This is a genomic window from Lysinibacillus sp. NPDC095746, from assembly GCF_044763535.1.
Taxonomy (GTDB): Bacteria; Bacillota; Bacilli; order Bacillales_A; family Planococcaceae; genus Lysinibacillus.
The window spans coordinates 33,991-60,721 of the sequence record NZ_JBIWGL010000021.1; the positions used below are offsets into that span (position 1 = coordinate 33,991).

Below are 26,731 nucleotides of genomic sequence, written 5' to 3' on the forward strand. Positions count from 1 at the left end.
ACTAACTATAATTAATTACTAATCATCACAAACATATGTCCCATTGTAGTATAACCAGAGTCCTCCATACCCTTACGAACGCCTTGTAAATAAGAAGAATTATGTTCAATTGCTTTTGCAAGTTGTTGTATACATTCAATTACCATGTCTTGAGTTAATTTTTGCTGCTTTGAGGCCATACCAATCATATGTAATTTAATGAGTGTAAAATGAATAACAAGCATCATATAACTCTCGAACATTGTATTATAATCATATGGAAATAGGTTTTTAAATATATAATTGACAACATAATTTTCAAGCATATAGCCTTGCTTTTTCATAAATGGTTCATACAATTCTAGATAGCTCTGTTGGTATTTAGCAATTGATTGATCCATGTCCTGCACTTCTTTATTGTCATTTTCGTCTAATAGTAATCCATCTAATAATTGATGTAGAATCGCTAAATACTTTTCCGATGACACTCCACCAGCAGACATGCGATAACGTATTAAGTCTCTAGCTAAATTTAACTGAAAATTTAAGTTCCCTTCAATATTTTTTAATGATTCAATGAATTCTTCGTTATCTAAGCGGTTTAAATAATCTTCCATAATTGTAGGTAGCTGTTGCTCTAAGTCACTTAATTTTAATCGCTCAATTTTCTGAATAAATAGACCTAAAATTATTAATCGGATTTCAATAGATTGTTTACGATTTTGCATCAGCTGGATAGTAAAAACTCTGAAATCCCAAAATAGTGGATGCTTCTCCAAATTAAGTTCATTACTCATTAATCCACGAGTATCTTTGGGCTCCTCTGTCTCAATAAACCCTAAACCTTCTTCACGCAAGAGAGCAACTCTTGCTGCCTCAGGGCAAGATAAAGTTAAACTTTTTTCAACAAAAGAACCTACTTTAGTAAATTGTCTTGGATAAGTAGCACAAGTATTACATAAAAACTGTTCTCCCAATTCTTTATGAATACCACATAGCCCATCCTCTAACATCATATGACAATTCTTATTCTCATCTAAAATTAATTTTGCGTAACTCGAATCGTCCTGTTGACTTCGGTTACGCTTCACATAACGTTGTAACTTCTCTCTTATTTCTGGATGTTTTACTTTACGATAGTTTTGATAAGTCCTTTTATCTACCGTAATATTCCACCCAGCACAACAAGTATCTTCACAAGCACCACCAATACAACTAAACTCTTCAAAGTAATCTGGAATTAAAATCGGTCTCATATTTATATTTACACATCCTAATTTCTCTTATTATAAATTAAATAGTTTTTATTAGAGATTCGTATAAAGGTATTCACATATCTTAAAATCTTCTTCTGTATCAATATCGTACGATCTCTCGACTGGCATAACATATGCTATAGTCTCTTCTGTTATAAAGTTTCTCGTTTGTTTTAAAAGATCAATATTCGCAAGATATATTGCCCCATTTAACGTATATACTTTCGGCAAATCCTGACGTCTCGTTATCAACGTCTGTTGTTTCAACAATGGTTGCATTTTAGCAGAACTATCTAATGTGTACATCCAATAAGGCGATTGCCCTACCTCACATACACTAACGCAGAACTCCCCATTTTCTTGTAAAAGCTGTTCTATACATCCATCTATATCTTCAACTAAGCGCAGGGGAGATGTTGGCTGTAACATAACAACATATTCGTAGTCAGAAAAATGCTCTAAAGCATGTAGAACCGGCTCAATTCCAGCTGTTGTATCTTCTGCTAAATTTGCAGGTCGTACAAAAGGAACATCTGCACCAAATTTTTGGGCAACCTGTAAGATTTCTTTATCCTCTGACGAAACAATTATTCTATCAATATATTTTGATTTTTTTGCTTCTTCAATTGTCCATGCAATTAGTGGTTTTCCCGCCAATTCTTTGATGTTTTTCCGTGGTACACCTTTTGAACCTCCACGTGCAGGGATAATTGCTAAAACTTTAGGCTTCATTTAAAAGCTCCTTAAACTCATTATTCGCTCTATTAAAATCATCCATTTGTCCAATATCTAACCAATATTCTCTAATAGGAAATACAGATGTTTTACCATTTTTTTTAATCAAACTCTCAAACAAAGACGGCATATCATAAAACTTATCCTGTGGAATATGGTCAAGCACATCAGGATTTAATACATAAATTCCCGCATTTACAAAACTACGATGAATTGGCTTTTCTCTTATTGTCACCAAATCTGTACCATCAGTTTCAATAACACCATATGGGATTTGATATTCATATTCTCTTACACACATTGTTGCAACAGACTCATGCTCCATATGGAATTGCATAAGTTGGTCAAAATTAATTTGTGTTAGCAAATCCCCGTTCATCACAAAAAATGGTTTCGTTGGTCTATTTTTTAGTAACGAAAGTGCTCCAGCAGTTCCCATTTTCTTGTCTTCCTCAATATATTCAATAGTTACCTCGAAAGCTTCTCCATTTTGAAAATAGTCCTGAATAACTTCTTTTTTGTAATTCACAGAAAAAATAAAGTCAGTATAGCCATATTGCTTAAAACCTTCTATTATTGTTTCTAAAATAGGTTTATTCCCTACTCTAAGCATTGGCTTTGGTGTGTCGTTTGTTAATGGTCGCAACCTTGTACCTAATCCACCAAGCATTAATACAACCGTGTTTTTATTTAATGAAGTTTCAATATTATCCGCAAAAAGTATATTAATAATTCTATTATTATCATCGACTATAGGTAACTGCTTAAGCATTTTAGATTTCATTAATTGCTTATATTTATGGTATTTTTGACCTTTTATTGCACTTATCGGATTTTTGTTCATGATTGATGTAATTGTTACATCGAGACCCTCACCTCGCAAAATGCCACGACGAATATCTCCATCTGTTACAGTCCCAAGTAAATGTTGTTCTTCATCTACGACTACTGCAAATTGCAAAGAAGAATCATCAATGATTTTCATTGTATCTAGTAAAGTATGATTTTGATTAACTAATGTTTTTTGCCATTGCTTCATAGAATTACACTTCCTTTGCAGGTACGCCAACTGCTTTTATGCCATTTGCAATATTACTAATCACTACTGCTCCTGCACCAATTAAACAATTTGATCCTATATGAATGCCTTGAATAATCGTTGCACCTGTTCCGACATGTGTTCCTTTTTGTATATTAACACTGCCAGATATTTTAGTGCCTGGCGCAATATGTATATGGGAACCTATTTGACAATCATGGTCAATTAACGCACCAGTGTTTATAATACTATTATCGGCAATTGTTGTATTCGTTTGAATAATAGTACCAGCCATTATTTGAACTCCTTGTCCTAATTGAACGGAAGGAGCAATAATGGCTGAAGGATGGATTACAGATTTAAAACGATACTTTCTTTGCGTAAATGCATTAAATATTTTTTCTCTTAATGGTGACGGCTTAACAGCCCCTATAGCAAGTACTAGTTCAATGTCAGTTGGATTATGATCTTCTATTACCTCATCAGGTCCTAAGTAAGTTAAATCAAAATCATTCTCTTCTATAGTCGGTGCAGTAAATCCGATAATCGTTTGCTTCTGTGCAAGTAAAATTTCTGTTATTACTGAGGCATGCCCCCCATTCCCAATAATAATAATTGGTTTATTCATCTATTAGCTCATCCTCTTCATATGATTTTGAAGCAATTTCACCGATGAAAGACCAATATTTAGAAGGTTGAATACCATCTCCAGGTCTTTTTACAGTCAAATTGCTAACAGAGAATACTTCACCTGCTTGTATCGGATTTTTAGCAACTAAGCTTTTCCGTGCAGGAATACGATTTTGTAGTTCTATAGGTGTTGGATTTTTTATGCCATCTCCTAATGCCTGTTCTACTTCTCTAATTCCTATTATCATTGACTTAAGTTCATCTGGATTTAATGAGGCCACATGATCCGGTCCTTCTAACGTTTTATCTAATGTAAAATGCTTTTCTATTACAGTTGCACCTATACCTACTGCTGCAAGCGGGATATGGATTCCTTCAGAATGATCTGATAATCCAATAGGTAACTGAAAGACTTTTTTCATTTCACGCATTGCTTTTAAATTAATGGAATCCATTGGCGCTGGATATTGTGTGGTACAATGTAAAAGTGTTACGAATTTTTGTAACGCTGCTTTCGCTTCTTCAGTAGCATAAAAACTATATACTCGCTCTATCGTAACAGGTTCCTTAGATTTCACTAAACCATAGGCTATAAATGCTAATGCCTCGTGAATCTCTTCGATAGTTGCCATTCCAGTGGATAAGATAATTGGTTTTTGTTTCGTTGCAATATAATGAATGAATGGTGCATTCGTTAATTCTCCTGAAGGAATTTTAACCGTTGCAATCTCAATTTCATCTAGTAAAAAATCGACACTTTCAAAGTCAAAAGGTGTCGATAGAAATTCAATTTGCTCTGTTTGACAAAATGACTGCAACTCAATAAATTCCTCGTAAGTTAATTCTAGCTTTTTTAACATTGCAAATTGAGATGTTGCTTCTTTCAAATTTTCAACTTGATATGCTGCTTGCTGTGCCTGCTTTGTAACTAGATTTTCTGCTTTAAATGTTTGAAATTTTACCGCGTCAGCCCCAGCTTCTTTTGCAACCATCACAAGCTCTTTTGCCATTTTCAATGAACCATTATGATTGACACCTGCTTCAGCGATGATATATGTTTTATTCTTCATAAATCATAAAACCCCTTTTGAATAGAAAATGAAGGTAAACTGCGTAATATTGTAATTATTTTTTCAGATACTATTCCATCACCAAATATATGTTCATACTTATCGCTAAATTTCCTTGCTTTTTCAATAGTATTACGTATATTTTCAGTATCCATTTTTGTATTAAATACCGAGTTGGGATGCTCACGCCCTTCCTGACGGTTTCCACAATTAACAGTAGGTGTCTCTAAATAAGGAACTTCAATTAACCCACTAGAAGAATTTCCAATAACAACGTCTGCATTCTTCACCGCACTTAAATACTTTAAATGACCAAGTGAATCAAATATTTTAGCGTTACTATGATTTAATATGAATTGTTGAATAGATTCATTAATCATCCTTCCTCCATTATCAGCATTCGATTTTGTAAACACCAGATTAATGTTGGGGTAATTCTCCAATGCCTTTAACAATTCGTGTATCCCATTTATATGACCATTCGTCTCAGGATGATATGTTATTAAAAACATAGGTCGTTGCTCATCAAGCCCAAGTTTTTGAAATAGTTCATCTCGCGTCAGGAGGTTCATATTCGCAATATTTTCTATTCCGAGAGCACCGACATTATAGACACGTTCTGGAGATTCGCCTAATTGAATAACACGTTTACGATGGGATTCTGTACTTGTAAAATGCCAGGTAGCCATTTTTGTAATGGTATGACGAATAGCATCATCATACGCACCAAAAGTACATTCACCCCCATGTATATGTGCAATAGGTATTTGCATAATAAGCGCTGTTTGAGCAACTGCTAACATTTCAAAACGATCACCTAAAATGATAATTAAATCTGGTTGTAAACGGTTAAGTGCATCGGCAAAACTAATTGTGGCAAGTCCTATCGACTTCACGATGCCAGTGGAAGAATCCGCAGATAAAAGAATTTCTATTTTTTCATCAATCAAAAAACCATCATTTTCAATTTCTTTATATGTGCTTCCAAACTCTGGAGATAAATGCATTCCCGTTACAACCATTTGTAAATCAAATTCTTTATCTTTTTGAAGTTGCTTGGCAAGATTTGATAATAAACCGTACTCTGCTCTAGTACCAGTCACAATACAAATTTTACGTTTCATCGTGACCCCTCACTTATTGGTGTGCTAGGAATATTGACAACACATTTATTTAACTGTTCTGTCACACTTAAATCTGATTTTGGACAGTTTTGATATATTGCTAAGTGGTGCATTGGCGTCCAAATAGGGCGACTCATTACACCTTGCTCATTTAAAAAGCCCAACACCTCATCACGATTAAATCGCTCGTCAAGTAGCATAGTTTGTAGCCAATAATTACTTCTAGTATTTGCAGGCTCTTTAAATAAATGAACACCATCTATATTAACCAACCATTGCTCATACAGCTTTGTTAACTCGCGCTTTTGTTGGATAAACATCGGCATCTTTTCTAATTGTGCACAGCCTAACGCAGCGTTTAAATTCGGCATTCGGTAATTAAACCCGATTTCATCGTGCTCATATTTCCATCGATGCGGAACTTTAGCAGTTGTTGTTAAATGTTTTGCATAGTCAGCTAATGCATCATCATTTGTCACAATCGCGCCGCCACCGCCAGTCGTCATTATTTTATTGCCGTTAAAGCTCATTGCACTTACTTTTCCAAAGTTACCTGTATGTTTTCCATTATAATATGTACCTAATGACTCAGCTGCATCTTCAACAAGAATCAAATTATACATCTCACATACTTTAAGTAAACCCTCTATGTCAGCTGCATGACCAAATGTATGCATCGGTACAAGTGCTGAAATACGTCTTCCTGTTTCTCTATTATAAAGCTGATTATTTTGTAGTTTTCCAACTTGCTCTAAGTAAATTTTTAATTTATCTGCATCAACACCTAAAGTAGTAAAGGAAACATCTATAAAGTGTGGAACTGCACCTAAATATGACACAGCATTGGCTGTTGCAATAAAAGTAAGTGAAGGCATTAAAACTTCGTCTTCTGCCTTTACGCCTGAAACCTTTAATGCAATATGCAGTGCAGCTGTACCATTTACAACAGCAACTGCACGCTTAACACCGACAAATTTAGCTAAGTCCTCCTCAAAACGATTAACATAAGCTCCCACTGAGGACACCCAACCTGATTTTACACAATCCGTCACATATTCAACTTCTTTATCATTGAATGTGGGCTCATGTAAAGGCACAAACTCTTTTCCATAAAACCGTTTTACATTATCTGCAAATTCCAACCATTGAGTACTCATATATTATAAACATCTGCCTTATATTGAGATAAGTTCTTAGGATTTGTAAACCATTCTATTGTCTCTTCAAGACCTCGACGGAAGCCTACTTTGCCTCCATATAGTGGCTCCCAACCAAGTAGTTCCTTCGCCTTTTTGTTCTCAGCCCAAAGGCGTTCGACTTCACTTTTTTCAGGACGTAGGCGTTGTTCATCCGTTTCGATAGTTAAATCTACACCCATAATATCTGCAATCATTTCTGCAGTTTCACCAATCGAAACCTCATAGTTTGACCCGATATTAATGACTTCACCAATTGAATTAATAGAATCCATTACAGATATAAAACCGTTCACTGTATCTTTTACATAGTTAAAATCCCGTGTAGGGCTTACAGTTCCAAGCTTAATGTTCGTTTTGCCACTTGCCAACTGACTTATAATCGTCGGTATAACCGCGCGAGCAGATTGTCGTGGTCCATATGTATTAAATGGACGAATAATAGATACAGGTGTATCAAATGAGCGATAAAATGACAAAGCCATTTGATCAGCACCTATTTTTGATGCAGAATAAGGTGATTGCCCTTGTAATGGATGCTCTTCATCGATTGGTACATATAATGCTGTTCCATATACTTCACTTGTAGAAGTGTGTACCACCTTTTCTACACCTAACTCTTTCGCTGCTTGTACAACATTTAATGTCCCTGTCACATTCGTATCTACATAAGTTGCTGGAGAATGATAGGAATACGGAATGGCAATTAAAGCTGCTAAATTAAGGACATGAGTACAGCCCTTCATAGCTTCTTTTACACCATATGGATCACGAATATCCCCCGAAAACACATCCAATGATGCTTTAATTTCCGGTGAAGACTGGTCTAACCAGCCCCATGAATTAAATGAATTATAATAAACAAATGCACGAACATCATAACCTTGTCGTACTAATGTTTCTGTTAAATGTGAGCCTATGAAGCCATCTGCTCCGGTTACCAAAATCTTTTTTTGCATCACACTTATCCCTCTTCTTCTAAATAATTATTCATTTTTTTGCTATTAATTCTGCAAATTTCTCTTCACTTATCAAAGGAACCTTCTTGATTTTGGCTCCTTTTATAGCCGTGTTAAATACTTTTACTTTTGTTTTTTCCATTTTTTGATTATACCAATACCAAAACACTTGAAGCATCGCCGTTGTATGAATATTGCTTCCATCATTTCCTTTTATACTTCTTAAAAAAGTATCATTAGAAGCATTTCTCCCTGATGTAGAATCTGTTGCATGCGTTTGACTACCCGGGAATCCCAAATCTTGACCAAATAAAACTACAGTATCGTATCCTAAATACTCAAGTAAGCTAAAGGCTGTGGTTCCTACAGATCCCCCTGTTTCAATTAGCGGTGCATTTCGCTTTTCAGCCTCTTCCTCAGCTAATTTATATCCTTGCTGGAAAAGTATATAGCGTTTACTACAATGTAGAGCTACGCTTTTATAGTTTGCAGTACATAAATAATACAACTCACCTTCAAAATTTAAATCTTGAAACTGGAGTATAGTCTCATCATTAGCATCAGATAAAATCGCACCTTTTGGTATAATTCCATTTGCCAATAATTTTTTTAATGCCGCCCCTACAACATAAATATCCACTTGATGTTGATACTTCTTTAACCATAGTATTGTATCGTTCAGCGATGGTCCCGCTGCAACTAAACAACCGATTCTACTCTGTTTTTTTACTTGAATGATGTCGTCATCTAAAATAGTATTGTAGTAAAAATTTTCTTCCATTTTACTTGAATCTCTTTTAAGAGAAAGTTGGTTTATTTTTATCACTTCTAAGATTGAAAATAAGGGATGACTTTGACCAATCCCTTTAATCCAGACATTTGGAAGTAAAATCTGAACATTATCATGAAGTTCTTTTTGACTTAAATCATGAACTATATGTACATTTTCCTTTTTCCACCAATGATCACTATTATGAGCTAAAAACAATTCATATTCATGTTTATCAAAATAATATACCGTCACGGGTTTATTTTTACTTTGGCTAATAAGTTCCTTTAAATGATATCCTAAACCCAAACCAATTAATAAGTAACTTTTTGCCTCTGCATTAATCTCGGCATTTATCCAGCGTAAGGCATCTTCTTTTGGTCGGTACTTGCTATAGATAAAGACCCCATTTAACTGTAATGTAGGTTCTTCATTTTTCGCTCGTTCTACTAGCCATTGCAATTTATTGTACCGTTCCTTTTGCGCGAATTACTTCTTCAAAAAAAGGAGCGATTTCATATTCAAACATATCGGCAACTAATACGTAATCTTGCTTTTCTAAACCATCGTTTACCTCTATTAAAAACTCTTGAATTTGCTCAATATTTAATGCTACTTCAGCACCGTTTTTTACTAATAGGTCACATGCTTGCGAAAGCCAAAGTACACCTTCTGAAAAAGCTTTAATCGCTATTAAAGCATCATTTAGTTTGTCCTCACGTAAGTAGTTAGCAATATATATAGCCCCACCTGGTATCTTCTTAACATAGTCATTATAACTTTCGAAAAGTTCATTAATCTCCATTTTTACTCCCCCTTAAGCTCTTCCGCTTCTCTAATTGCATCTAGTGTATACTGAATAGATTGTTCGGTAGCCTTGCTTAGTCTGTCATATAACTCTTTATTTTGTTCATAAACACGTTGGTATTTTTGTTCTGGAGTTTCTTCTCCTTGAGCCTCATAATTAGTCATAACATCTAACGTAATAGGATCATTAATACGCTCCATAACTACTTTTTTCATTAGTTTTGCTACCTTAATATCTACATCATCTAACGTTTTTAAAATACTAGGAGCAAATTCTGTAGATAAAGTATTTTTTTCTAAAGCCTGTTGAGCCAACTTTAACTCTAAAATAATATTTTTATAAATTCTTATCTCTTCTCTAACAGTACTTATATATTTTGCCAAATCTTTTTTGTTCTCGTTTACATTATATAATTTTACTTCACTATTTCGATTTACAAATTGATGACAGAAATGTTCAAAGGATTTTTGCTGTATATTCATTATCTTCAATCCACCCTCTGTACAATTAAAAATTGTATTAGGGTCTTCTATCTGCCGCATTATTTCCTCAAAACTTTCTTTCATAGAAAATAATGAATAGTCTGTCATTACTTTTTCACCATAGTATCCTTCTATTTCAAATGCTCCTTGATTAGTTAGAAACGTTGTATTAGCGTCTTTTAAATTTTTATTTCCCTCTGCATGAGTTTTGCCTTCAGTATAAGCTAAATCCTGTCCTATTAAGGCTATTGGTCCTGTAGATAGATAACGAGCAATACTTAATGCAAAATTTGCTACCGAGCCGCCTCCTAAAATATTGGGCAAGTCAATTCCCATTGTCTTATTCACATGCTCTTTATACTTATTTTCCCTAGTATCTAAAAAAGCATATTGTCTATTTTTAAAATTTTGTTGTATTTTATAATGACTAGTTGAAGCATACATTAGCTCAGCAGACTTAACTTTTAAATCTTTAAAGTGAGAATCATAATTTATTTCAGACCCATCAACTGTTATGATATAATCAGGTTCAATATTATGTGTTATCAAAGTATTTACAGTTGAACCAGCCGCAATTAATATAACATTTTTTCTAATTTCCTTCAGCAAATTTAATTGTTTAGTTAATGACGGTCCTCCAGATGCCACTATTACTGGGCAATTGTAATATTTCTCTAATACATTTAAAGATCCATTAATATATGTTGGCAGCATATTACGAATACTATTTTCCTGCCATGTAACACTTAAATCCCTAATTGTATTATTGTAAACAATATTTAAATTCTGGATGTCTTTTACCTTTTTCAAAACATTCACATATAAAGAATGGAAAATTTTATCATAGTTAGGTGCGCAAATTACATTAATCTTTCTACTAAAAAAACGGAGCTTTCCTTCAATTGCTTCTTGTATTGTATCTAAATTATCCCCAAAAACAATATCATATTGTTTAGTATCAAATCTTTCAAAAGTAGTGATAGGTTCAATAAATAATATTTTGTCATTACTTATTTCTTCTTTTACTAGTGCATCAGCAAGGTATCCTCCTCCAAATCCAAAAATAACATTTACGTAATTTTTATTAATCTCTTTCTTTATCAAACTTTCCGCTTCTCGATTAGGATTATATTTACTATGCAATAAATAACCATTCACTTCGAACGTTTCATTGCCGTCTTTTGCAGATATACTTTTAATATTTAGTAATTCCATATATATATCTATCACCTCATTTTGTATATCGGCATTCTTTGAAAAAAATAAAGAAGGCTCTCTCAATATTCGGAGAGAGCCTTCTAAAGAATTTAAGTCTTATCGTAATAATTGTAGTACACCTTGAGGTTGTTGATTAGCTTGAGCTAACATAGATTGAGCAGCTTGCATTAAGATATTGTTCTTAGTGAAGCCCATCATCTCTTTAGCCATATCTGTATCACGAATACGTGATTCAGCAGCTGTTAAGTTCTCAGAAGTAGCACCTAAGTTGTTGATTGTATGCTCTAAACGGTTTTGTACTGCACCAAGAGCAGAACGTTGTGTAGATACTGTTTCTAAAGCTTTGTTGATAGTCGAGATAGCACCGTTAGCTACAGATTGTTTATCAATCTTAACTCCACTTACACCAATACCTTTAGCACCCATATCTTTAATAGTTAATGTAATATTTTGGCCTTTGTTCGCACCGATATGGAATACTTTCCCTTTAAAGCTACTGTTTAATAATTTTTGAGTATTGAACTCTGTATCAGTTGAAATACGAGTAATCTCAGAAGTTAATGCATCTACTTCTTTTTGAAGTGCATCACGATCTGTAGAAACGTTTGTATCGTTCGCAGATTGTACTGCTAATTCACGCATACGTTGTAGGATAGCGTGTGTTTCGTTAAGAGCACCCTCAGCAGTTTGGATTAAAGATACTGAATCTTGAGCGTTTTTAGTCGCCATGTCAAGACCACGGATTTGTCCACGCATTTTTTCAGAGATAGCTAAACCTGCAGCGTCATCGCCAGCACGGTTGATTTTGTAACCTGAAGATAACTTCTCAAGGTTTTTAGAAGCTTCAGTGTTGTTGAAAGAAAGGTTACGGTGTGTGTTTAAAGCTGAAATGTTGTGTTGAATTCTCATTTGGAATTCCTCCTTGAATGTTTGTTTTTGTTATTCCACATCCGTGTGGAATATCGGATTAGGTAGTATGTATGTACTTCCTGCCCCTTACAATCTATATATCGTTATTAGTTGGAAATGTTTAATAGTTTTTTAAAATTTTTTTTATTTTTTATGTAATAAATTACTTGTTTAAATTTTTTATTTTTTCGTTAGCTGTTCTAAGAAGCTTGATGATGCTGATAAAGCTTCCTTATTTTGTGCCTGGATAGCTTCAAAAACCTCGTAGCGATGTACTTTTACTGTTTTTGGTGCAACAATACCAATTTTAATTTGTTCGCCATCCACTGCTAATATTTTAATTTCAATTTGGTCACCTATCATAATAGATTCATCTTTTTTACGTGAAAGGACTAGCATTATTTCGCACTTCCTTCCAATGATTGCATTGGGTAGCGTAACGGATAGGACTTATTATCTTGGAGAACAATTTGTTTACCTAGTTTTTTATCCATGTTAATAATGATAGGTGCTAGCATATTAATAGTAGAATCCTGCAATGTTTCCTTCATCGTAACAATAGTGTATGTAAGAACATTCTCTTCTTTTTCAATTTGTAGTTGCTCACGATCATCTTCACTAATATCAAAGCTATAATCTTTTTTGAAGGCAAATGGATACGCTATGACAAAACCAATTTCCATTTGATCAACTGATTGAAGTAATACTAATGGTAGGTTTGCATCTATAGGTAGTAACACAAATTTTTTGTAGTCTTCCAAACCTAATAAGCCTTGCTCAAATGTTAGAATATCTTGTTCTTTAATTTCGATTTCACCTAAAAATTTAGTAGCTATTTTCATACTCATGCGCTCCTTTAAATAATCACGTCGATGTTAACATCTGGTCTTTGTACCATTGTACTAGATACTTTACCAGGTGTGTAGTCGTGAATAGGTTTGTTCACCTTTGCGTCAATTATCGGTTCTCTTTTCTCAATATTGATGTCTGTAGTACCTGGTGTATAGTCAATCTTCACAGAACCTACAGATGGGACAAATTTAATATTAAACGGAGTACGATGAGGACCATGATTCTGTTTTGCGATATTTTGAATTATCGCACGTCCTTGTCCTTTACCTGCATTCTCCATTAATTGACGTCCTTCGCTTGCTCTACGTGCCATTCCCTGAAGTGCTCCTTGTTTACCTTCTTCAGCATAGTTTGCACTTGATTCCAAAGGACCAATCATCCCTATATCTCGTCTAGCTTGAGAAGAGTCGATTTGTAAAACGCCTCTAGTTGTATGAATCTCCAGAATAGCTGCTGGTTGTTCAATTGTTTGAGTAGCTCTCGGCTGTTCAATAGATTGTTGAGGCTTGCTAATTTCAAGTTCTATTTTTGCATCGGTTGTTTGAATTTGAATTTGTGGAAGTCGCATTTACTATTCTCCTTTCAAGAAAAGCGCCTGAACATAATGTCCAAACGCTCTGTTATTCATTATAAAGTTTGGCCCCAAATGCTTCGCTTTCGGGGCAGAACCCTAGTAGATTTTATCGGATAAAATCTACTAACGTTTGCTGAATGATTTTTGCTCCTACCGATAGAGCGGCTTGGTGAATAGATTCCTGTGTAACCATATCTGTAATCGTCTTCGCATAGTCTGTGTCTTCATTTTTAGATAGTTGTTTTGTTACATTAATTTCTTGAAGACTTAGTCTATTTTCCATCATCTCTACACGATTTTGACGAGCGCCGACATCTGCTCTTACAGCCAATGTATTTTCATAAATACCATCTAAACCAGGAATTTTATTAGCGCCATTTGTGACTTCTAAACCGAGTGCATTGCCAATCTCCGGACCTGTTGCGCCACTTTCTAAAAGTGTTGTTACGTGCGTCATAAAACCATCAATATTCTCAAATAAATCAGCACCTTGAGTATTAATATTCATCGAGATACCATCAAAAACGTTAATTTCAATCGGCTTATTTCCCCCAGTAGTAATCGCTGGGTTTTGCGGACCTGTTTCATCAATATAAAGAGGTTGGTTTGTATGCGTGCCAGAAAAGATATAGTTTTCGCCCACTTTTGTATTGGCAATATCACGCAATTGTTCCTTAATTTGTCGCATTTCTGCATTGATCTTTTGACGATCATCAGTAGTATTTGTATCGTTAGCAGCCTGTACAATAAGCTCCTTTACACGTTTTAATGCTCCGCCTACTTGATCAAGCGCTTCGTCTGTTGTATCTAGCCATGTATTTGCTTCACGTAGATTTCGTTGGTATTGTTGGTTTTTATCAAGATCTATACGATAGCCCATTCCCTTTACTGCTACAACTGGATCATCGGATGGTCTAGTAATTACACTTCCTGAGTCCAACATATTTTGATATTTAGACATTTTACTATAGCTTGTATTTAAATTGCGTAGCATATTACTCGATAGCATTGATTGTGTAACGCGCATAAATTTATCTCCTCTCAGTTAAGTGGCTATTATAGCCCTACTCTTCCCATACCGTTGATGATTTTATCTAATGTTTCATCTACCACTGTAATCATACGTGCATTGGCATTGTATGCTTGCTGGAATGTGATCATATTCGTCATCTCTTCATCTAAGGAAACTGAGTTCATAGAACTACGACGCTTAAAGATTTCCAAATGCCTTGTTTCAGAGTTGAATGCACTACGTTCAGCTTCCTGTCCCTTAACCGCTAAGTCCCCTACTAATGATTTATAATAGTTTTGGAAAGTACCTTTCTTTAAGTTATCTTGAGCCTGCGATTGTAGCGCCGCTAACTTACGCATGTTTCCGTTATTACCTTCCTCACCCGCCGTATCAGATACAGCTACTTGCTTCGGATCGGTAATCACTACCTTAAAATCACGTGCAGTCGTCCCAGAGAAAAAGTTCTGACCTGTAGTATCATCTAAACCAAAACCTTTACTATGAACTTCATTAAATTTTGTTATAAATTCGTTTGCTAGTTTATCTAAATTAGCAAGCATTTCTGGATAAGTGCCTTGTCCACCGCTATGTCCATACGCATCAATCAATGCACGTAATGTACCTTTACCAGGGTCCATTTGCTTGTAATCAATTGCAATTCCATTCGCTGGATCTCCTGGTGGCTCGCCAATAGCAGAAATTTTAATTTCCTTAAAGTTAGCATAGCTCCCTGTCGCTTGATCATCTACATCACCATCAATGCGCTGATTGTTTGTGTCCATCGTTGCAAGTGCAGCGTATTGTCTACCATCCACTAATTTAATAGGAGTACCATCTGCTGATACATATGTAATCGTCATTGAACCTTCAGCAACATCTTTTGCTAAACCACCTGATTTTTGCAATGAAACCGTTACAGGAATATATTCATTTAACTGATCTACTAATACATCACGTGCATCATATAAATCATTTGGCACATAACCACTCGGTTCAGCTTCTTGAATTTGTTTATTCAGGGCTGCAATTTGTTTTAAAATTGAATTCACTTTATCCGTCGAAACATTAATTTCATTCCCGATATTACCTTGGATCTGTTTTAGCTGTCCATCCATATACTTAAAGGACTCAGCAATTGCGATTCCTTTTGAAATTAATACCTGACGTGCAGCTGTATCTTTTGGATTGTCAATAACATCCTCCATAGACTTCCAAAAGTCTGTGAATGATTGGTTAATACCAAACTCTGAAGGCTCTGACATGATATCTTCCATCTGCGAAATCGATTTTGCTGTTGAATCCCAATAACCCAAATTATTCGTTTCTTGACGATATTGTCGATCAGTAAATTGATCGCGCATGCGTTGGATCGAGCTTACTTCTACCCCTGTTCCAAGATGTCCAGGATAGACAGGCTGATTTAAGCCTGGACTTGGAAAACCAGGAGTTGCTTGCATATTTGCTCGTTGGCGAGTGTAACCTAATGTATTTGCATTGGAAATATTATGTCCTGTTGTGTATAAAGCTGTCTGTTGTGTAAATAAACCACGTTTACTCGCTTCTAAGCCCATAAATGTTGAGCGCATTCTTTTTCCTCCCTTAGTAACCGTTTTTCAGCAATTGATTTCTTAAAAACTATGCTTGAGAATCGAAATATGATTTTTTTGCCACTGTATTTGTGCCACGAACCTCATTGCCAGAATAGTTAATTTGTTCAGGACGAGGTTGTAAAGCGTCCAATGTAAAGTTGACAAATTGTAATGATTGGAACACTAGTTTTTGATTTAAATCATTTTGGTTTTTTAAGTCGTTGATAATTTGCAATAATCGATTGCGTACTGCTGAGAGCATGTCTTTTTCAGTTTGTTGTTCAGCAGCCTCGATGACATCAGCGACAGTTGCTTTGTCAGTTGAAGCAAGTCCTTTTGCTTCAAGGTAGTCCGTTACCTGTTTCTGACGCTGTTGCTCGAGCTTATCGATGGCCGCTACATGCGCCTGCTCATCCTTGAGCATTTGGTCCAGTGCTTCGATATTCCCAGCTGTAATGATTTCAGTTTTTTTAATGGCTAGTTCTAGTAAGCTTTTATGCATTCTTTCTAGCTTTGTTAATGTTGAACAGATCGCTTCTGTAGACATTTTGCTAAGCACCCTTTCTGATATTCCTTAGAAACGATAATATTTCAGCATATCTTCTGCAACTTTGCGAGCGTCTACTTTGTATTCACCAGAAGCGATATCTTTTTTTAGTTGTTGTACGCGTTCTGCACGCTCTGTGCTGTATGTTGAAACTCCTTGCATCTCCTGTGCAGTCTTTGAAATTTCGATTTTATCTGCGAAGGATGCTTTGTTCGTACTTGATTTTACATTGCGCACCTGATTTTTATAGGCGTTTACTGCATTAATCCCATAAGATGTAATTTTCATTTAATACCCCCCTATCTAAAAAGCTTATCTTCCTATTATTTCGGATTGTCTCACATAATGTTAAGTTTTCAAATATAAAAAAGTGTGCTAATTTTGTTTAAAATTAACACACTTTGGATCTAGCAATTATGTCTCGGCATAATTGCGTCCGTGCTTAGGTCTGCGTGATACAGGTTAGATAGCTGTTATCGCAAGGATACGATGATTTTAGGCTAACATACTAAATTAAACTCCTTCTTATTCCATTGGTCACTCAGTCGTTGCTGCTGTCGCTTCGCTTGCGCAGATAAATTGCCACAGGACGTGGCGTTCTTAGACTGATTGCGGATGCCTTTTGTACCGAAAGCGTAGCGACAGGTACAGGTGCTTGGACACTCGCTGAAAGAAGTTAACGTTTTCGTTCTGCGTGATATGTTACACGATCACGTTCTGCCACACTGTCACGGAATTCCTTCGCCGCTTCAAATGTACGTAAATCCGCCTTCAATTCATCCTGACATTTTGTACAAAGCTTGCCTGTTGTCGTTAGGTGACCACAGTTATCACATGGATAGCCAAGATTAGGGAACATCGCAGTTTGTAAGCGCCCCTTACGTACCCACTTATACAATAACTCCTCTTCAGCTCCAGTTGCTTCAACAATACGTTCTACTGTCGCAGCACGGTTTTCACGTTTACGTAAAAAGCGGTAAACGATTTGATATAAGTCCTCTTCAGATTGCGCACACTTATGACATACTTCTCTGACCCCTGTATAATTAAAAAACTCATTACATTTCGGACAATTACGAACCTCTGCCATCTACTCTTCCTCCTCTTAAATCAATTTCGCCTAGGCGTAATTGTAGCTGACGCTTTGCTTTCGCTACAGATACACAATGCGTCCGGATTTTGAATTGTGCCCGCACAATTCAAAATTCATGACATCCGCCGGAGGCTTTATTTTCATTCAGTAGGTGTCTGGGAACCCACTGAAAAGTGATCACATCCGCATTCATCTCCCTACTTTCATAAGTGGGGATCTTTTCTGAATGAATATAATAACTGCTAGATACGAATCTTATTTACTCGTAATCTATTATACACAATGCATTAGCATTTTCATCCATTAATTAGTGTGAAGCTTTTGACATTTCTAGCACCCGCATTCATTAAAATCTCGGTGGCATGCTGCAAAGTGGTTCCTGTCGTTTTTATATCGTCAAAAAGAAGATATTCTTTATGCTCTACAAATGCTCCAGTCATTAGACGAAAAAGGGGAGCTGCTTGGATGCGTTGCTCTCTATTTTTGGAGCTTTGTGTTTCTGCCGTTGTCTTTTCTAAAAGTTGTATAAAAGGAATAGTAGCAGCTTTTAATAACTCTTCCGTATGCGAAAAGGTACGCTCCCTTTGTTTAGCGGGATGCATTGGAATCGGTATAATGGTTGCTTTTTCATGTTTGAATCGTGCTTGTAGCTCCTGCCGAAATACTTTAGCAAGTGCGACATCCTGCAGAAATTTATAGTGATGCAAATAATCTTTCATCGCATCGTTATAGTGGTAAAGTGCTGCTGCTGTTGAGGAATATTCAAAGCGAGCCGAGCATCGATCACAGATGGTTGATTGAAATTGTTTAGTTAAAAGTATTTCCCATGAAATTGCAGATGGCAAAGGCTGTGAGCATAATAAGCACAGTGTTTCAATTTTATTCATTGTGAAAATCCTTTCTTATTATAATAAAGAATTTTAGTACGCGCATCATCCATTTCAATCGTAATGCCATGATGAAAAAATACGACGTCTCCATCCGAAAAATCAGCATTTCGCCCAACCCGCCCAGCGATTTGTATAAGTGCACTTGAGGAGAAAATGGTTGACTCTGCCCCAATAACTGCAACCTGTACATTCTTTATCGTAATTCCTCTTTCTAATATGGTCGTTGTCAGTAAACCTGGAACTTCTTCATGGCGTAGTTTAAGCACTTTTTCTTTACGATCAGGGTCTTCCGCATGCACCGCCATGATGCTTCCATCTAATAACTGAAAAAGAGGCGTAGCTATTTTCATTAACTCTACTTTCGGGAAAAATAATAGAAAAGGCTCTTTTCGTGCAAGGCGTTCCTCTGTCCATCGTTTTAGCTTTCGCGGGATTTTCCCCCGTTTTAAGCTTTTTTCATAGTTCCATAGAGAATGAAATCGAGGGACCGGTAATGGACGGTTATGATAGCGCTTTGGGATGAATGAATAGCTTTTATTTTGATACTGAGTCAGTAATTTATGTGAAGGTGTTGCTGTGACCAACAATATTGGTCCGTTTTCCGATTTAGCCTTTTGTACAGCGCTTTGTAAGGTTTCATCAAATGTATAGGGAAACGCATCAGCTTCATCAACAATCATAACGTCAAACGCTCGTTCAAAACGATAAAGCTGATGAGTTGTAGCCAACACAAGCTGTGCATAGCTCTCCTGCTTTGGTGATCCACCATATAGTGCATGGATTATTGTTTGCGGGAAAACTGTTTGAAAACGTGGATATAACTCTAGCACTACATCTGTACGAGGCGTAGCGATACATACCCGTAAGCACTGCTCTAACGCATACTGTACAGTTGGAAAAAGCAGTTCTGTTTTTCCCGCCCCACATACTGCATGCAAGAGATGAGAACGTTTTGCTTTAACACTTTCTAGCATTTCGTTTGCCGCTTGCTGTTGAAGTACTGTAAATTGCCCCGCCCATTTGAGTGAATGCTTTCTTGTTCGAATGGCACGAGGGCCAGTCCAAATCATCAATTGCGTACAGTTACTCACTCTGCCCATTTTTAGACAATGTCTACAATATACACATGGCTGTTGGCACTTTGAACAATCGAACGTTGTAAATTGCTGTGGATCATCATTATGGCAACGATTGCATTTTAGATGTGGCTCTTTTTGAATCCCTTCTATTATATTGAAATACTTGTGATTAATAGATTTCTCGATATCTTTCTTTGAAAATGGGGTATGCTCCTTTAACCAAATACGTCCTTCATGAAAATCTCGTAATTCAGGTGGCAATAACCAACCTTTGTATTTCATTGCTTTGCTCCTTTCATGTGGGTGTTTTTATCAGCAATTCTAGTAGGTTTAGCGGCGATATTCATAGGTTTACCGGCGATTCTGGCACTTTTAGCCGCGATATTCACAGGTCTACCGGCGATTCTGGCACTTTTAGCCGTGATTCCCCGCTTCCCCAGCTATACGGATATGCCCCAAAATAAAAAAACAGCCTCTACAAATTTGTTGTAGAGGCTGTCACATTTACTATTATTTTTTTGTCCAGCCGAGCCCCATTGAGCCTTCACCTAAGTGTGTGCCAATGACAGGACCGAAATAGCTTAATTTAAAGTTAACGCTCGGGTAGGTTGCTGCTAATTGTGCTAGCCATTCTTCTGCTTCAGCCTGGCAATTGCCGTGGATTACGACAGCGTCTAGTGCTTCATACTTTTGAACATCCTCAGCTAGTAGCTCCTCCGCACGCTTTAATGCTTTTTTACGCGTACGAATTTTTTCAAAAGGTACAATAACCTTGTCCACAAAATGCAGTACTGGCTTTACTTGTAATAAGCCGCCAATTAATGCCGCTGCTGAAGACAAACGTCCCCCGCGTTGTAAATGCGCTAAGTCATCTACAATGAAGTAAGCACGAATCGATTGCTTCATGTCCGCCAATGTAGCGAGAATTTCTTTTGCAGAAAAACCTTTAGCCGCCATTCCAGCTGCTCTTAGAGCGTAAAATCCCTGTACCGCACAGGATATTTCACTATCAAAAGCGTATACATCAATGTCTTCCACCATCTCGCCTGCTTGAATTGCACCTTGATATGTTCCACTGATTCCACTTGATAAATGAATAGATATTACTTCATCATACTCTTTTGCCAGCTCCTCAAAAAGAGAGGCAAATTCTCCAATTGGGGGCTGCGTCGTTTTTGGGAATTCCTTTGCCCCACGTACTTTATCATAAAATTCAGATGCTGTGATATCTACTTCTTCTGCAAATAGTTGCCCTGAGATATTTACACTTAACGGAATCATATGAATGTTTAAGCGTTCTCGTTCCTCAGCCGGAATATATGCAGTACTATCTGTTACGATTGCTGTCCTCATCCATGTCCACTCTCCTATTCTACATAGTTTACAATAAAAAGAAATGAATGTGAAATGAATTACGACATTGCGTAATCTCGTCTGAATGTCGAATAGTGGTCAGTCCTCTTCACTCTTTCAACATTTTAGACATCTGCTAAATTGATAACTTAGCGTCCATTTCACATTCATTTTCTATATATACAGATTTATCTTCGTTTAATAAATCTTTCTATTAAGTAAGTAAAGGCACATCACCATAAATTGGGGGCGATCTCCGTTCCAGCTAGGCAAGTCCAATGAGTCGTTGGGCGCGATGCTTTTTGCCTTCGTTTCTCTATCTAGCTTACTCTTGACGCTAATTTCAGAAAATCACCCAACCTTAACTCTAGTGATGAGCCCGAATGAAGATATCCTCATTTTATTTGCCAGTAGTTGATTTCGTTTCATCTCCAGTATAGAAGACGCTAGTGACTTTCCAGAGTCCATCTTCTTTGACGAATACTGTAACTTGTTGTCCTGCACTTTCATGCTTTACATTTGTTGCAGTTTGTACAAAATGCGATGTTATATTGGAATAGACCTGTGCTTCATTTTCGCTATATTTTATAATCGTTGTATTTTTCGCATCTCGTTTAACGTCTGACTGTTTAAATACATCTGTAATGTAGTTTTTTTCTCCTTCATAATTGAAACCTTTTGGATTCTTTGAGAGTGTTTGCATATAACGATCAATTTCTTTTGAATTGAGAGCTGCAATATATTCATTAAAAGCTGCTAATATCGCTTTGTTTTCTTCAGCAGGGATATTTTCTGCCTTTGTTATTTGCCCACCATTCTTTTCAAATCCGACAGTTCCATCATCAATGATTTTTTGTCTTTCTTCTGCACTCATTTCATCATCTTTTTTATTACCACAGGCAGTTAACACTAATGTAGTTAACATTAATAAGGTAAAAACTGCTAGAAAACTTTTCTTTAACATCAAAAAACCTCCCGCGCATATTGTAGCATATAAATTCCGTTGTAGGAATTTTGTTGTGCATTTTCAACATTTAGGCGTTACATCTTCCTTATGACGCCCATGGTTTTAAAATGTTGCACTATCTATGTAATCACTATGTATAAATTTTTACACCTTTATACGGTATTTGAATAACGTGAGTTTCTTTTCCAATAGGTGTAGGTCGACAACGGTACGATTTCGCCATCAACTATGCCTCGGCATAATTGCGTCAGGAATCTACTTTGTGGCACAAGCTGATTCCGTGACACAAGCCGACCTAATGAAAAGTAGCTTAAATCTGCATTCATCTCACCACCTTAGAGGCGGGAGGCTTCTGTAGCGTACGCTTTTACTTTCGATACAAAAACATTTGCTGAAATAAGGTAAAAAAACTGCTTTAAAAACTACTAAATAAAATAGTAGCCTTTAAAAACAGCTTTAATTTCAATATATACTATTAGCGTACTTCAACCCAGCCATTTTTAATGGCTGTAACAACAGCTTGTGTACGGTCGTTTACATTCATTTTTTGTAAAATGCTTGAAACGTGGTTTTTAACTGTTTTTTCAGAAATGAACAGTGTCTCACCAATTGTACGGTTAGATTGTCCATCTGTTAATAATTGTAATACTTCACATTCACGTTTCGTTAGTAAATGGAATGGACGGCGAATTTCTGTTTGATGGAAGTTACCTTTATTTTCATGCTCAGAAAGACGACGGAATTCAGCTACTAAATTTTTAGTTACTTTTGGATGTAGGTAAGATCCACCATTCGCAACTACTTTAATGGCCTCGACAATTTCGTCAGCATCCATCTCTTTTAGCATATAGCCAAGTGATCCAGATTTAAGCGCGTGTGTTACGTATGTTTCATCATCATGAATGGATAACATAATAACCTTCGCATCTGGGAATTCACTAATTAATTCTGCCGTTGCCTCTACTCCATTTTTCCCTGGCATATTTATATCCATTAGTACAACATCTGGTTGATTTTCAGCATATAAAGAAACCACATCTGTACCATCGTCACCTTCTGCTACTACGTCAAATGTATCTTCAAAATCTAAAATACGTTTTACTCCTTCGCGGAATAGCTGGTGATCGTCTACAATAATAATCTTCGTCATTTGTCTTTACCCCCTAAAATTCTCCAACAATCGTTTTACTCTACTTCTAACGGAATTTTAAATAAAACCGTCGTACCTCGATTTATCTCGCTTTTAATTGAGATCGTCCCATCCAAAATTTCGATACGTTCTTTCATACCTAAAATCCCAAAAGAATGGTCTTTAACCTCCTGTGGATTGAAACCTATACCATCGTCTTTTACAACGATATTTACGGCATCTTTCAACCACTCCAGTCTTACCCAAATATCTTTACATTTCCCGTGCTTCATGGCATTTGTTACACATTCTTGCACTAATCGGAAAATAGATACTTCATAGTTTGATGGTATACGCTTTTCGGTGCTTCTCGATTGGAAATGAACTTCAACACCAGGATTATATTCAGTCACTGTCGATAAGTATTTTTTTAATGTCGGAACAATCCCCAAATCATCAAGTGCCATTGGTCTTAAATCATAGATTATACGTCGCACCTCAGATAAAGCATTACGCACCGTTTTCTTTAAATCAGCAATTTCATCTAAAGCATATTCAATACCTTTTTCACGATACGTCCTGTCTATTAAATTAGTGCGCATTAGTACATTTGCCAGCATTTGAGCAGGTCCATCATGAATTTCCCTAGATAGACGTTTGCGTTCCTCTTCTTGTGCTGCAATAATACGTATACCAAAATCTTGTTTCATTTTTGCTTGTTCTAGTGCTAAACCAACATTTCTTAAATCTGAAGTTAAGTAATTCAAAACGACATTTACTTGATTGACAATATGATCTGCACGTTCAATCGTATCGAGTAACGCTCTTAATCTTCTCTCTAAATCATCTCTTTTATCACGTAGTTGCTTTTCTTGTGTTCTAATAACGGAGAGCTTCACTTGAAAATCATGCGCGGTTTCATATGCTTCTCTAACTTGATCTTCGGTATAATTATCAAAAGCTTTACTCACTAACACAAGTCTTTGCTTAGCAAGCTGTGTACTCTTTTCTAAAGCATCGCCTTCATCAATAACAATTGAAACTTGTTTTCGAACAATTTCTAGCTCTATTTTCATATCTTCGAAACTTCTTCGGCTTTGTTCGCTTATAATAAAGATATCATCTTTTGAGCTCATGATTGTTTCTAACATTCGATTAAATATGTCATCAAGCGACTTTAAATCGAAGGTATCATTTGAAAACATAGTATACTCCCCAGTCTAATGTCTTATGATTACTTACTATTTCAATAGACCAATTACATAGTCTACATCTATTATAGCATTCCCATGTTAAAATTTAATGCTTTTTCTTTATGAAAATTATAGAATAGAACTCTACTTTAAAGGAGATTGATACTGATGAGAGAAAACTATTTAACTGTAAAAGGATACGGAGAAAGTGAAATTGTTATTTCAAAATCTCGTTTCCTTACTTATATAGAACGTGCAGAAACGGAAGAGGATGCAATTTCTTTTATTGAACGCATAAAAAAAATGCATCATAATGCAACACATAATTGTTCAGCCTATATTATTGGAGAACATGATCATATTCAAAAAGCAAACGATGATGGGGAACCTAGTGGCACAGCTGGCGTCCCTATGTTAGAAGTCCTAAAAAAACAAGGGTTAAAAGATACGGTCGTTGTCGTCACACGCTACTTTGGTGGCATTAAGCTTGGCGGTGGCGGTCTTATTCGTGCGTATGGAAAAGCGACAACAGAAGGATTACTTGCTGCTCAAGTAGTAGAACGCAAGCTTCACCATTTTATGAACATTTCTATTGATTACACATGGCTAGGTAAAGTAGAAAATGAAATTCGAGGTTCTTCATATACTTTAGAAGAAATTCGCTATTTAGAAGGCGTCGAAATTATTGTATCCGTATTAAAAGAGGAAGAAGAACAGTTCCAAAACTGGGTAATAGAAATGACAAACGGACAAGCAAATATTACTTTTGAGAAAGCTCAATTTATTGAATTTGTTGTAAAATAAATAGTTTTAATTGTCGAATACTAAATATCCATAGTATAATTTTAATATTGAGCTATTTTATCTTTTACGCATATTCTAAAATTACTGTGTTTAATCGCTTTATTATTCCCAAAATTCAGAGGAGAATATATTAAAAATGAAAAATAGAATTAAAAAGCAAGGCAAAAAGAGGTCGTCTAAAGCCTCCCTAATTATAAAAATTTCCCTTCTTCTTGTTGCTAGTTTACTAATTTGTGCAACTGCTTATGGTGTATATATTACGAAGCAAGTAAAGCATGCAGCTGACTCAGCACACGAAGAATTAAAAGGGCGAGACATTTCTGCACTTCGTAATGAGAAGGTAGAACCAGTAAACGATAATGTTTCAATACTATTTGTCGGTGTTGATGATAGTGAAAATCGCGGGCAAGGCTCTGATCACTCACGTTCGGACGCTCTTATTCTAGCAACATTAAATAATAAAACAAAAACAATTAAAATGTTGAGTATCCCTCGAGATTCATATGTATATATCCCTTCTGTAAAACATAAGGATAAAATTACTCATGCACATGCCTATGGTGGAACAATTTCAACAATTGATACAGTAGAAAAACTATTAGATGTGCCAATTGATTACTATGTTCGTATGAACTTTAATGCGTTTATTGATGTTGTTGATGCATTAGGTGGAATTGAAGCTGAAGTACCGTACAAATTACACGAAAAAGACGAATTCGATCGCAATGCCATCAATTTAGAACCAGGTTTACAGCATTTAAACGGAAGTCAAGCACTTGCACTAGCAAGAACACGTAAGCAAGACAGTGATATTGAACGCGGCAAACGTCAACAAGAGATTTTAACAGCGATCATCAATAAAGTTTCTTCTGTAGGATCCATTACAAAATACGATGATGTCATTAGAGCACTTGGTGATAACATGAAGACAAATATGACATTTAGCGAAATGAAGTCATTCCTATCTTATTTATCACAAGGGATGCCACGTATCGATTCTTTAACATTAGATGGTACAGATGATATGTCTACCGGTGTTTACTTCTATCAATTAAATCAAGAATCAGTTGATGAAATATCACAAACGCTAAAGAACCATCTTGACACTAATAAAGCATCTAGTAGCTTAACGAATAAAAATACTAAAAAAGATAACGCTACTGGCGAAGATTCAACAGATAAAGATAGCACTCAGTAACTATAAAAGCCTTTCCACTTTATATTTGTGGAAAGGCTTTTTGTTATGGCATGATATTTCGTGATGTTTGCTTAGCGTGGAAATTATAGATTGGAGCACTTATTGACCTGGGTTTTGCTCAAGCAGTTCTGAGGTCTACTTAAGCGGATTTCCCTCAGCCTACCAGAGTAGTTTTCGTCAAGTCCATAAAAATTGTGAAAAAACTCTATACAAAGTTTTTCATAGTTGACTTTAGTTTTGTCAAACTGTCCAGCTTATATTGGGTATCGCCGCTAAA

At 36.0% G+C, this 26,731-nt stretch carries 28 protein-coding genes; 2 read left to right on the top strand and 26 right to left on the bottom strand.

The annotated features are described in order from the left end of the window. Positions 1 to 11 precede the first annotated feature (11 nt). From fliB to ACIQ7N_RS16165, 26 genes are all read right to left on the bottom strand, one after another. Complete coding sequence (gene fliB, locus ACIQ7N_RS16040; RefSeq protein ID WP_402884405.1) at positions 12 to 1,235, bottom strand: flagellin lysine-N-methylase; 1,224 nt, start codon at positions 1,233 to 1,235, stop codon at positions 12 to 14. 51 nt (positions 1,236 to 1,286) lie between these two features. Further along, on the bottom strand, positions 1,287 to 1,967 hold the full coding sequence (locus ACIQ7N_RS16045) for an acylneuraminate cytidylyltransferase family protein (RefSeq protein WP_402933794.1): 681 nt from the start codon (positions 1,965 to 1,967) through the stop codon (positions 1,287 to 1,289). Continuing rightward, entirely contained in the window at positions 1,957 to 3,009 is a 1,053-nt protein-coding gene (locus ACIQ7N_RS16050; RefSeq protein ID WP_402884407.1) for a nucleotidyltransferase family protein, read from the bottom strand. The genes ACIQ7N_RS16045 and ACIQ7N_RS16050 overlap by 11 nt, the downstream gene beginning before the upstream one ends. Positions 3,010 to 3,013: 4 nt before the next feature. Continuing rightward, positions 3,014 to 3,637, bottom strand: coding sequence for an acetyltransferase (locus tag ACIQ7N_RS16055; protein WP_402933797.1), 624 nt, complete (start codon positions 3,635 to 3,637; stop codon positions 3,014 to 3,016). Next, entirely contained in the window at positions 3,630 to 4,709 is a 1,080-nt protein-coding gene (gene neuB / locus ACIQ7N_RS16060; RefSeq protein WP_402884410.1) for an N-acetylneuraminate synthase, read from the bottom strand. The genes ACIQ7N_RS16055 and neuB overlap by 8 nt, the downstream gene beginning before the upstream one ends. Beyond that, positions 4,706 to 5,833, bottom strand: coding sequence for a UDP-N-acetylglucosamine 2-epimerase (neuC, locus tag ACIQ7N_RS16065; RefSeq protein WP_402933800.1), 1,128 nt, complete (start codon positions 5,831 to 5,833; stop codon positions 4,706 to 4,708). The genes neuB and neuC overlap by 4 nt, the downstream gene beginning before the upstream one ends. Beyond that, the gene (locus ACIQ7N_RS16070; RefSeq protein ID WP_402933803.1) at positions 5,830 to 6,990 is read right to left on the bottom strand and encodes a LegC family aminotransferase; all 1,161 of its coding nucleotides are present in this window, start codon (positions 6,988 to 6,990) and stop codon (positions 5,830 to 5,832) included. Before ACIQ7N_RS16070 ends, neuC begins: the two co-directional genes overlap by 4 nt. Further along, positions 6,987 to 7,988: an NAD-dependent 4,6-dehydratase LegB gene (locus ACIQ7N_RS16075; RefSeq protein ID WP_402933920.1), complete on the bottom strand. Its 1,002-nt coding sequence runs from the start codon at positions 7,986 to 7,988 to the stop codon at positions 6,987 to 6,989. The genes ACIQ7N_RS16070 and ACIQ7N_RS16075 overlap by 4 nt, the downstream gene beginning before the upstream one ends. 31 nt (positions 7,989 to 8,019) lie before the next feature. Beyond that, on the bottom strand, positions 8,020 to 9,219 hold the full coding sequence (locus ACIQ7N_RS16080) for a 6-hydroxymethylpterin diphosphokinase MptE-like protein (protein WP_402933806.1): 1,200 nt from the start codon (positions 9,217 to 9,219) through the stop codon (positions 8,020 to 8,022). A 1-nt stretch (position 9,220) separates the two neighbouring features. After that, a complete protein-coding gene (locus ACIQ7N_RS16085) occupies positions 9,221 to 9,562 on the bottom strand; it encodes a hypothetical protein (RefSeq protein ID WP_402933809.1) in 342 nt (113 codons plus the stop codon). 2 nt (positions 9,563 to 9,564) lie between these two features. Next, entirely contained in the window at positions 9,565 to 11,262 is a 1,698-nt protein-coding gene (locus ACIQ7N_RS16090) for a motility associated factor glycosyltransferase family protein (RefSeq protein ID WP_402933812.1), read from the bottom strand. Between the two features lie 99 nt (positions 11,263 to 11,361). Continuing rightward, positions 11,362 to 12,174: a flagellin N-terminal helical domain-containing protein gene (locus tag ACIQ7N_RS16095; RefSeq protein WP_402933815.1), complete on the bottom strand. Its 813-nt coding sequence runs from the start codon at positions 12,172 to 12,174 to the stop codon at positions 11,362 to 11,364. Positions 12,175 to 12,354: 180 nt separating this feature from the next. Further along, positions 12,355 to 12,573 carry a carbon storage regulator CsrA gene (gene csrA, locus ACIQ7N_RS16100; RefSeq protein ID WP_402933818.1) on the bottom strand — a complete coding sequence of 73 codons (219 nt, stop codon included), beginning with the start codon at positions 12,571 to 12,573 and terminating at the stop codon, positions 12,355 to 12,357. Continuing rightward, a complete protein-coding gene (gene fliW / locus ACIQ7N_RS16105) occupies positions 12,573 to 13,016 on the bottom strand; it encodes a flagellar assembly protein FliW (RefSeq protein ID WP_402933820.1) in 444 nt (147 codons plus the stop codon). Before fliW ends, csrA begins: the two co-directional genes overlap by 1 nt. A 14-nt stretch (positions 13,017 to 13,030) precedes the next feature. Then, the gene (locus ACIQ7N_RS16110; RefSeq protein WP_402933823.1) at positions 13,031 to 13,594 is read right to left on the bottom strand and encodes a DUF6470 family protein; all 564 of its coding nucleotides are present in this window, start codon (positions 13,592 to 13,594) and stop codon (positions 13,031 to 13,033) included. 112 nt (positions 13,595 to 13,706) lie between these two features. Beyond that, entirely contained in the window at positions 13,707 to 14,627 is a 921-nt protein-coding gene (gene flgL, locus ACIQ7N_RS16115; protein WP_402933826.1) for a flagellar hook-associated protein FlgL, read from the bottom strand. 29 nt (positions 14,628 to 14,656) lie between these two features. Next, positions 14,657 to 16,198 carry a flagellar hook-associated protein FlgK gene (gene flgK / locus ACIQ7N_RS16120; protein ID WP_402933829.1) on the bottom strand — a complete coding sequence of 514 codons (1,542 nt, stop codon included), beginning with the start codon at positions 16,196 to 16,198 and terminating at the stop codon, positions 14,657 to 14,659. Positions 16,199 to 16,247: 49 nt separating this feature from the next. After that, positions 16,248 to 16,748 (bottom strand): flagellar protein FlgN, encoded by a 501-nt coding sequence (locus ACIQ7N_RS16125; RefSeq protein WP_402933832.1) that lies wholly within the window; start codon positions 16,746 to 16,748, stop codon positions 16,248 to 16,250. 27 nt (positions 16,749 to 16,775) lie between these two features. Further along, complete coding sequence (gene flgM, locus ACIQ7N_RS16130; RefSeq protein ID WP_132360526.1) at positions 16,776 to 17,036, bottom strand: flagellar biosynthesis anti-sigma factor FlgM; 261 nt, start codon at positions 17,034 to 17,036, stop codon at positions 16,776 to 16,778. Between the two features lie 388 nt (positions 17,037 to 17,424). Continuing rightward, on the bottom strand, positions 17,425 to 17,838 hold the full coding sequence (locus ACIQ7N_RS16135) for a TIGR03826 family flagellar region protein (protein ID WP_132360524.1): 414 nt from the start codon (positions 17,836 to 17,838) through the stop codon (positions 17,425 to 17,427). A 299-nt stretch (positions 17,839 to 18,137) separates the two neighbouring features. Further along, complete coding sequence (locus tag ACIQ7N_RS16140) at positions 18,138 to 18,728, bottom strand: ComF family protein (protein ID WP_402933836.1); 591 nt, start codon at positions 18,726 to 18,728, stop codon at positions 18,138 to 18,140. After that, on the bottom strand, positions 18,725 to 20,092 hold the full coding sequence (locus ACIQ7N_RS16145) for an ATP-dependent helicase ComFA (RefSeq protein ID WP_402933839.1): 1,368 nt from the start codon (positions 20,090 to 20,092) through the stop codon (positions 18,725 to 18,727). Before ACIQ7N_RS16145 ends, ACIQ7N_RS16140 begins: the two co-directional genes overlap by 4 nt. 228 nt (positions 20,093 to 20,320) lie before the next feature. Next, entirely contained in the window at positions 20,321 to 21,163 is an 843-nt protein-coding gene (locus ACIQ7N_RS16150; RefSeq protein WP_402933842.1) for a DegV family protein, read from the bottom strand. A 400-nt stretch (positions 21,164 to 21,563) separates the two neighbouring features. Next, entirely contained in the window at positions 21,564 to 22,127 is a 564-nt protein-coding gene (locus tag ACIQ7N_RS16155; protein ID WP_402933845.1) for a nuclear transport factor 2 family protein, read from the bottom strand. Positions 22,128 to 22,605: 478 nt separating this feature from the next. Continuing rightward, positions 22,606 to 23,280, bottom strand: coding sequence for a response regulator (locus ACIQ7N_RS16160; RefSeq protein ID WP_132360514.1), 675 nt, complete (start codon positions 23,278 to 23,280; stop codon positions 22,606 to 22,608). A gap of 35 nt (positions 23,281 to 23,315) precedes the next feature. Further along, entirely contained in the window at positions 23,316 to 24,464 is a 1,149-nt protein-coding gene (locus tag ACIQ7N_RS16165; RefSeq protein WP_132360512.1) for a sensor histidine kinase, read from the bottom strand. A 156-nt stretch (positions 24,465 to 24,620) separates the two neighbouring features. On the opposite strand from ACIQ7N_RS16165, the gene ACIQ7N_RS16170 reads away from it, so the two are divergent. Beyond that, positions 24,621 to 25,256, top strand: coding sequence for a YigZ family protein (locus tag ACIQ7N_RS16170; protein WP_142509136.1), 636 nt, complete (start codon positions 24,621 to 24,623; stop codon positions 25,254 to 25,256). Between the two features lie 136 nt (positions 25,257 to 25,392). Beyond that, positions 25,393 to 26,454 carry an LCP family protein gene (locus ACIQ7N_RS16175; RefSeq protein WP_402933848.1) on the top strand — a complete coding sequence of 354 codons (1,062 nt, stop codon included), beginning with the start codon at positions 25,393 to 25,395 and terminating at the stop codon, positions 26,452 to 26,454. Positions 26,455 to 26,731: the final 277 nt, after the last annotated feature.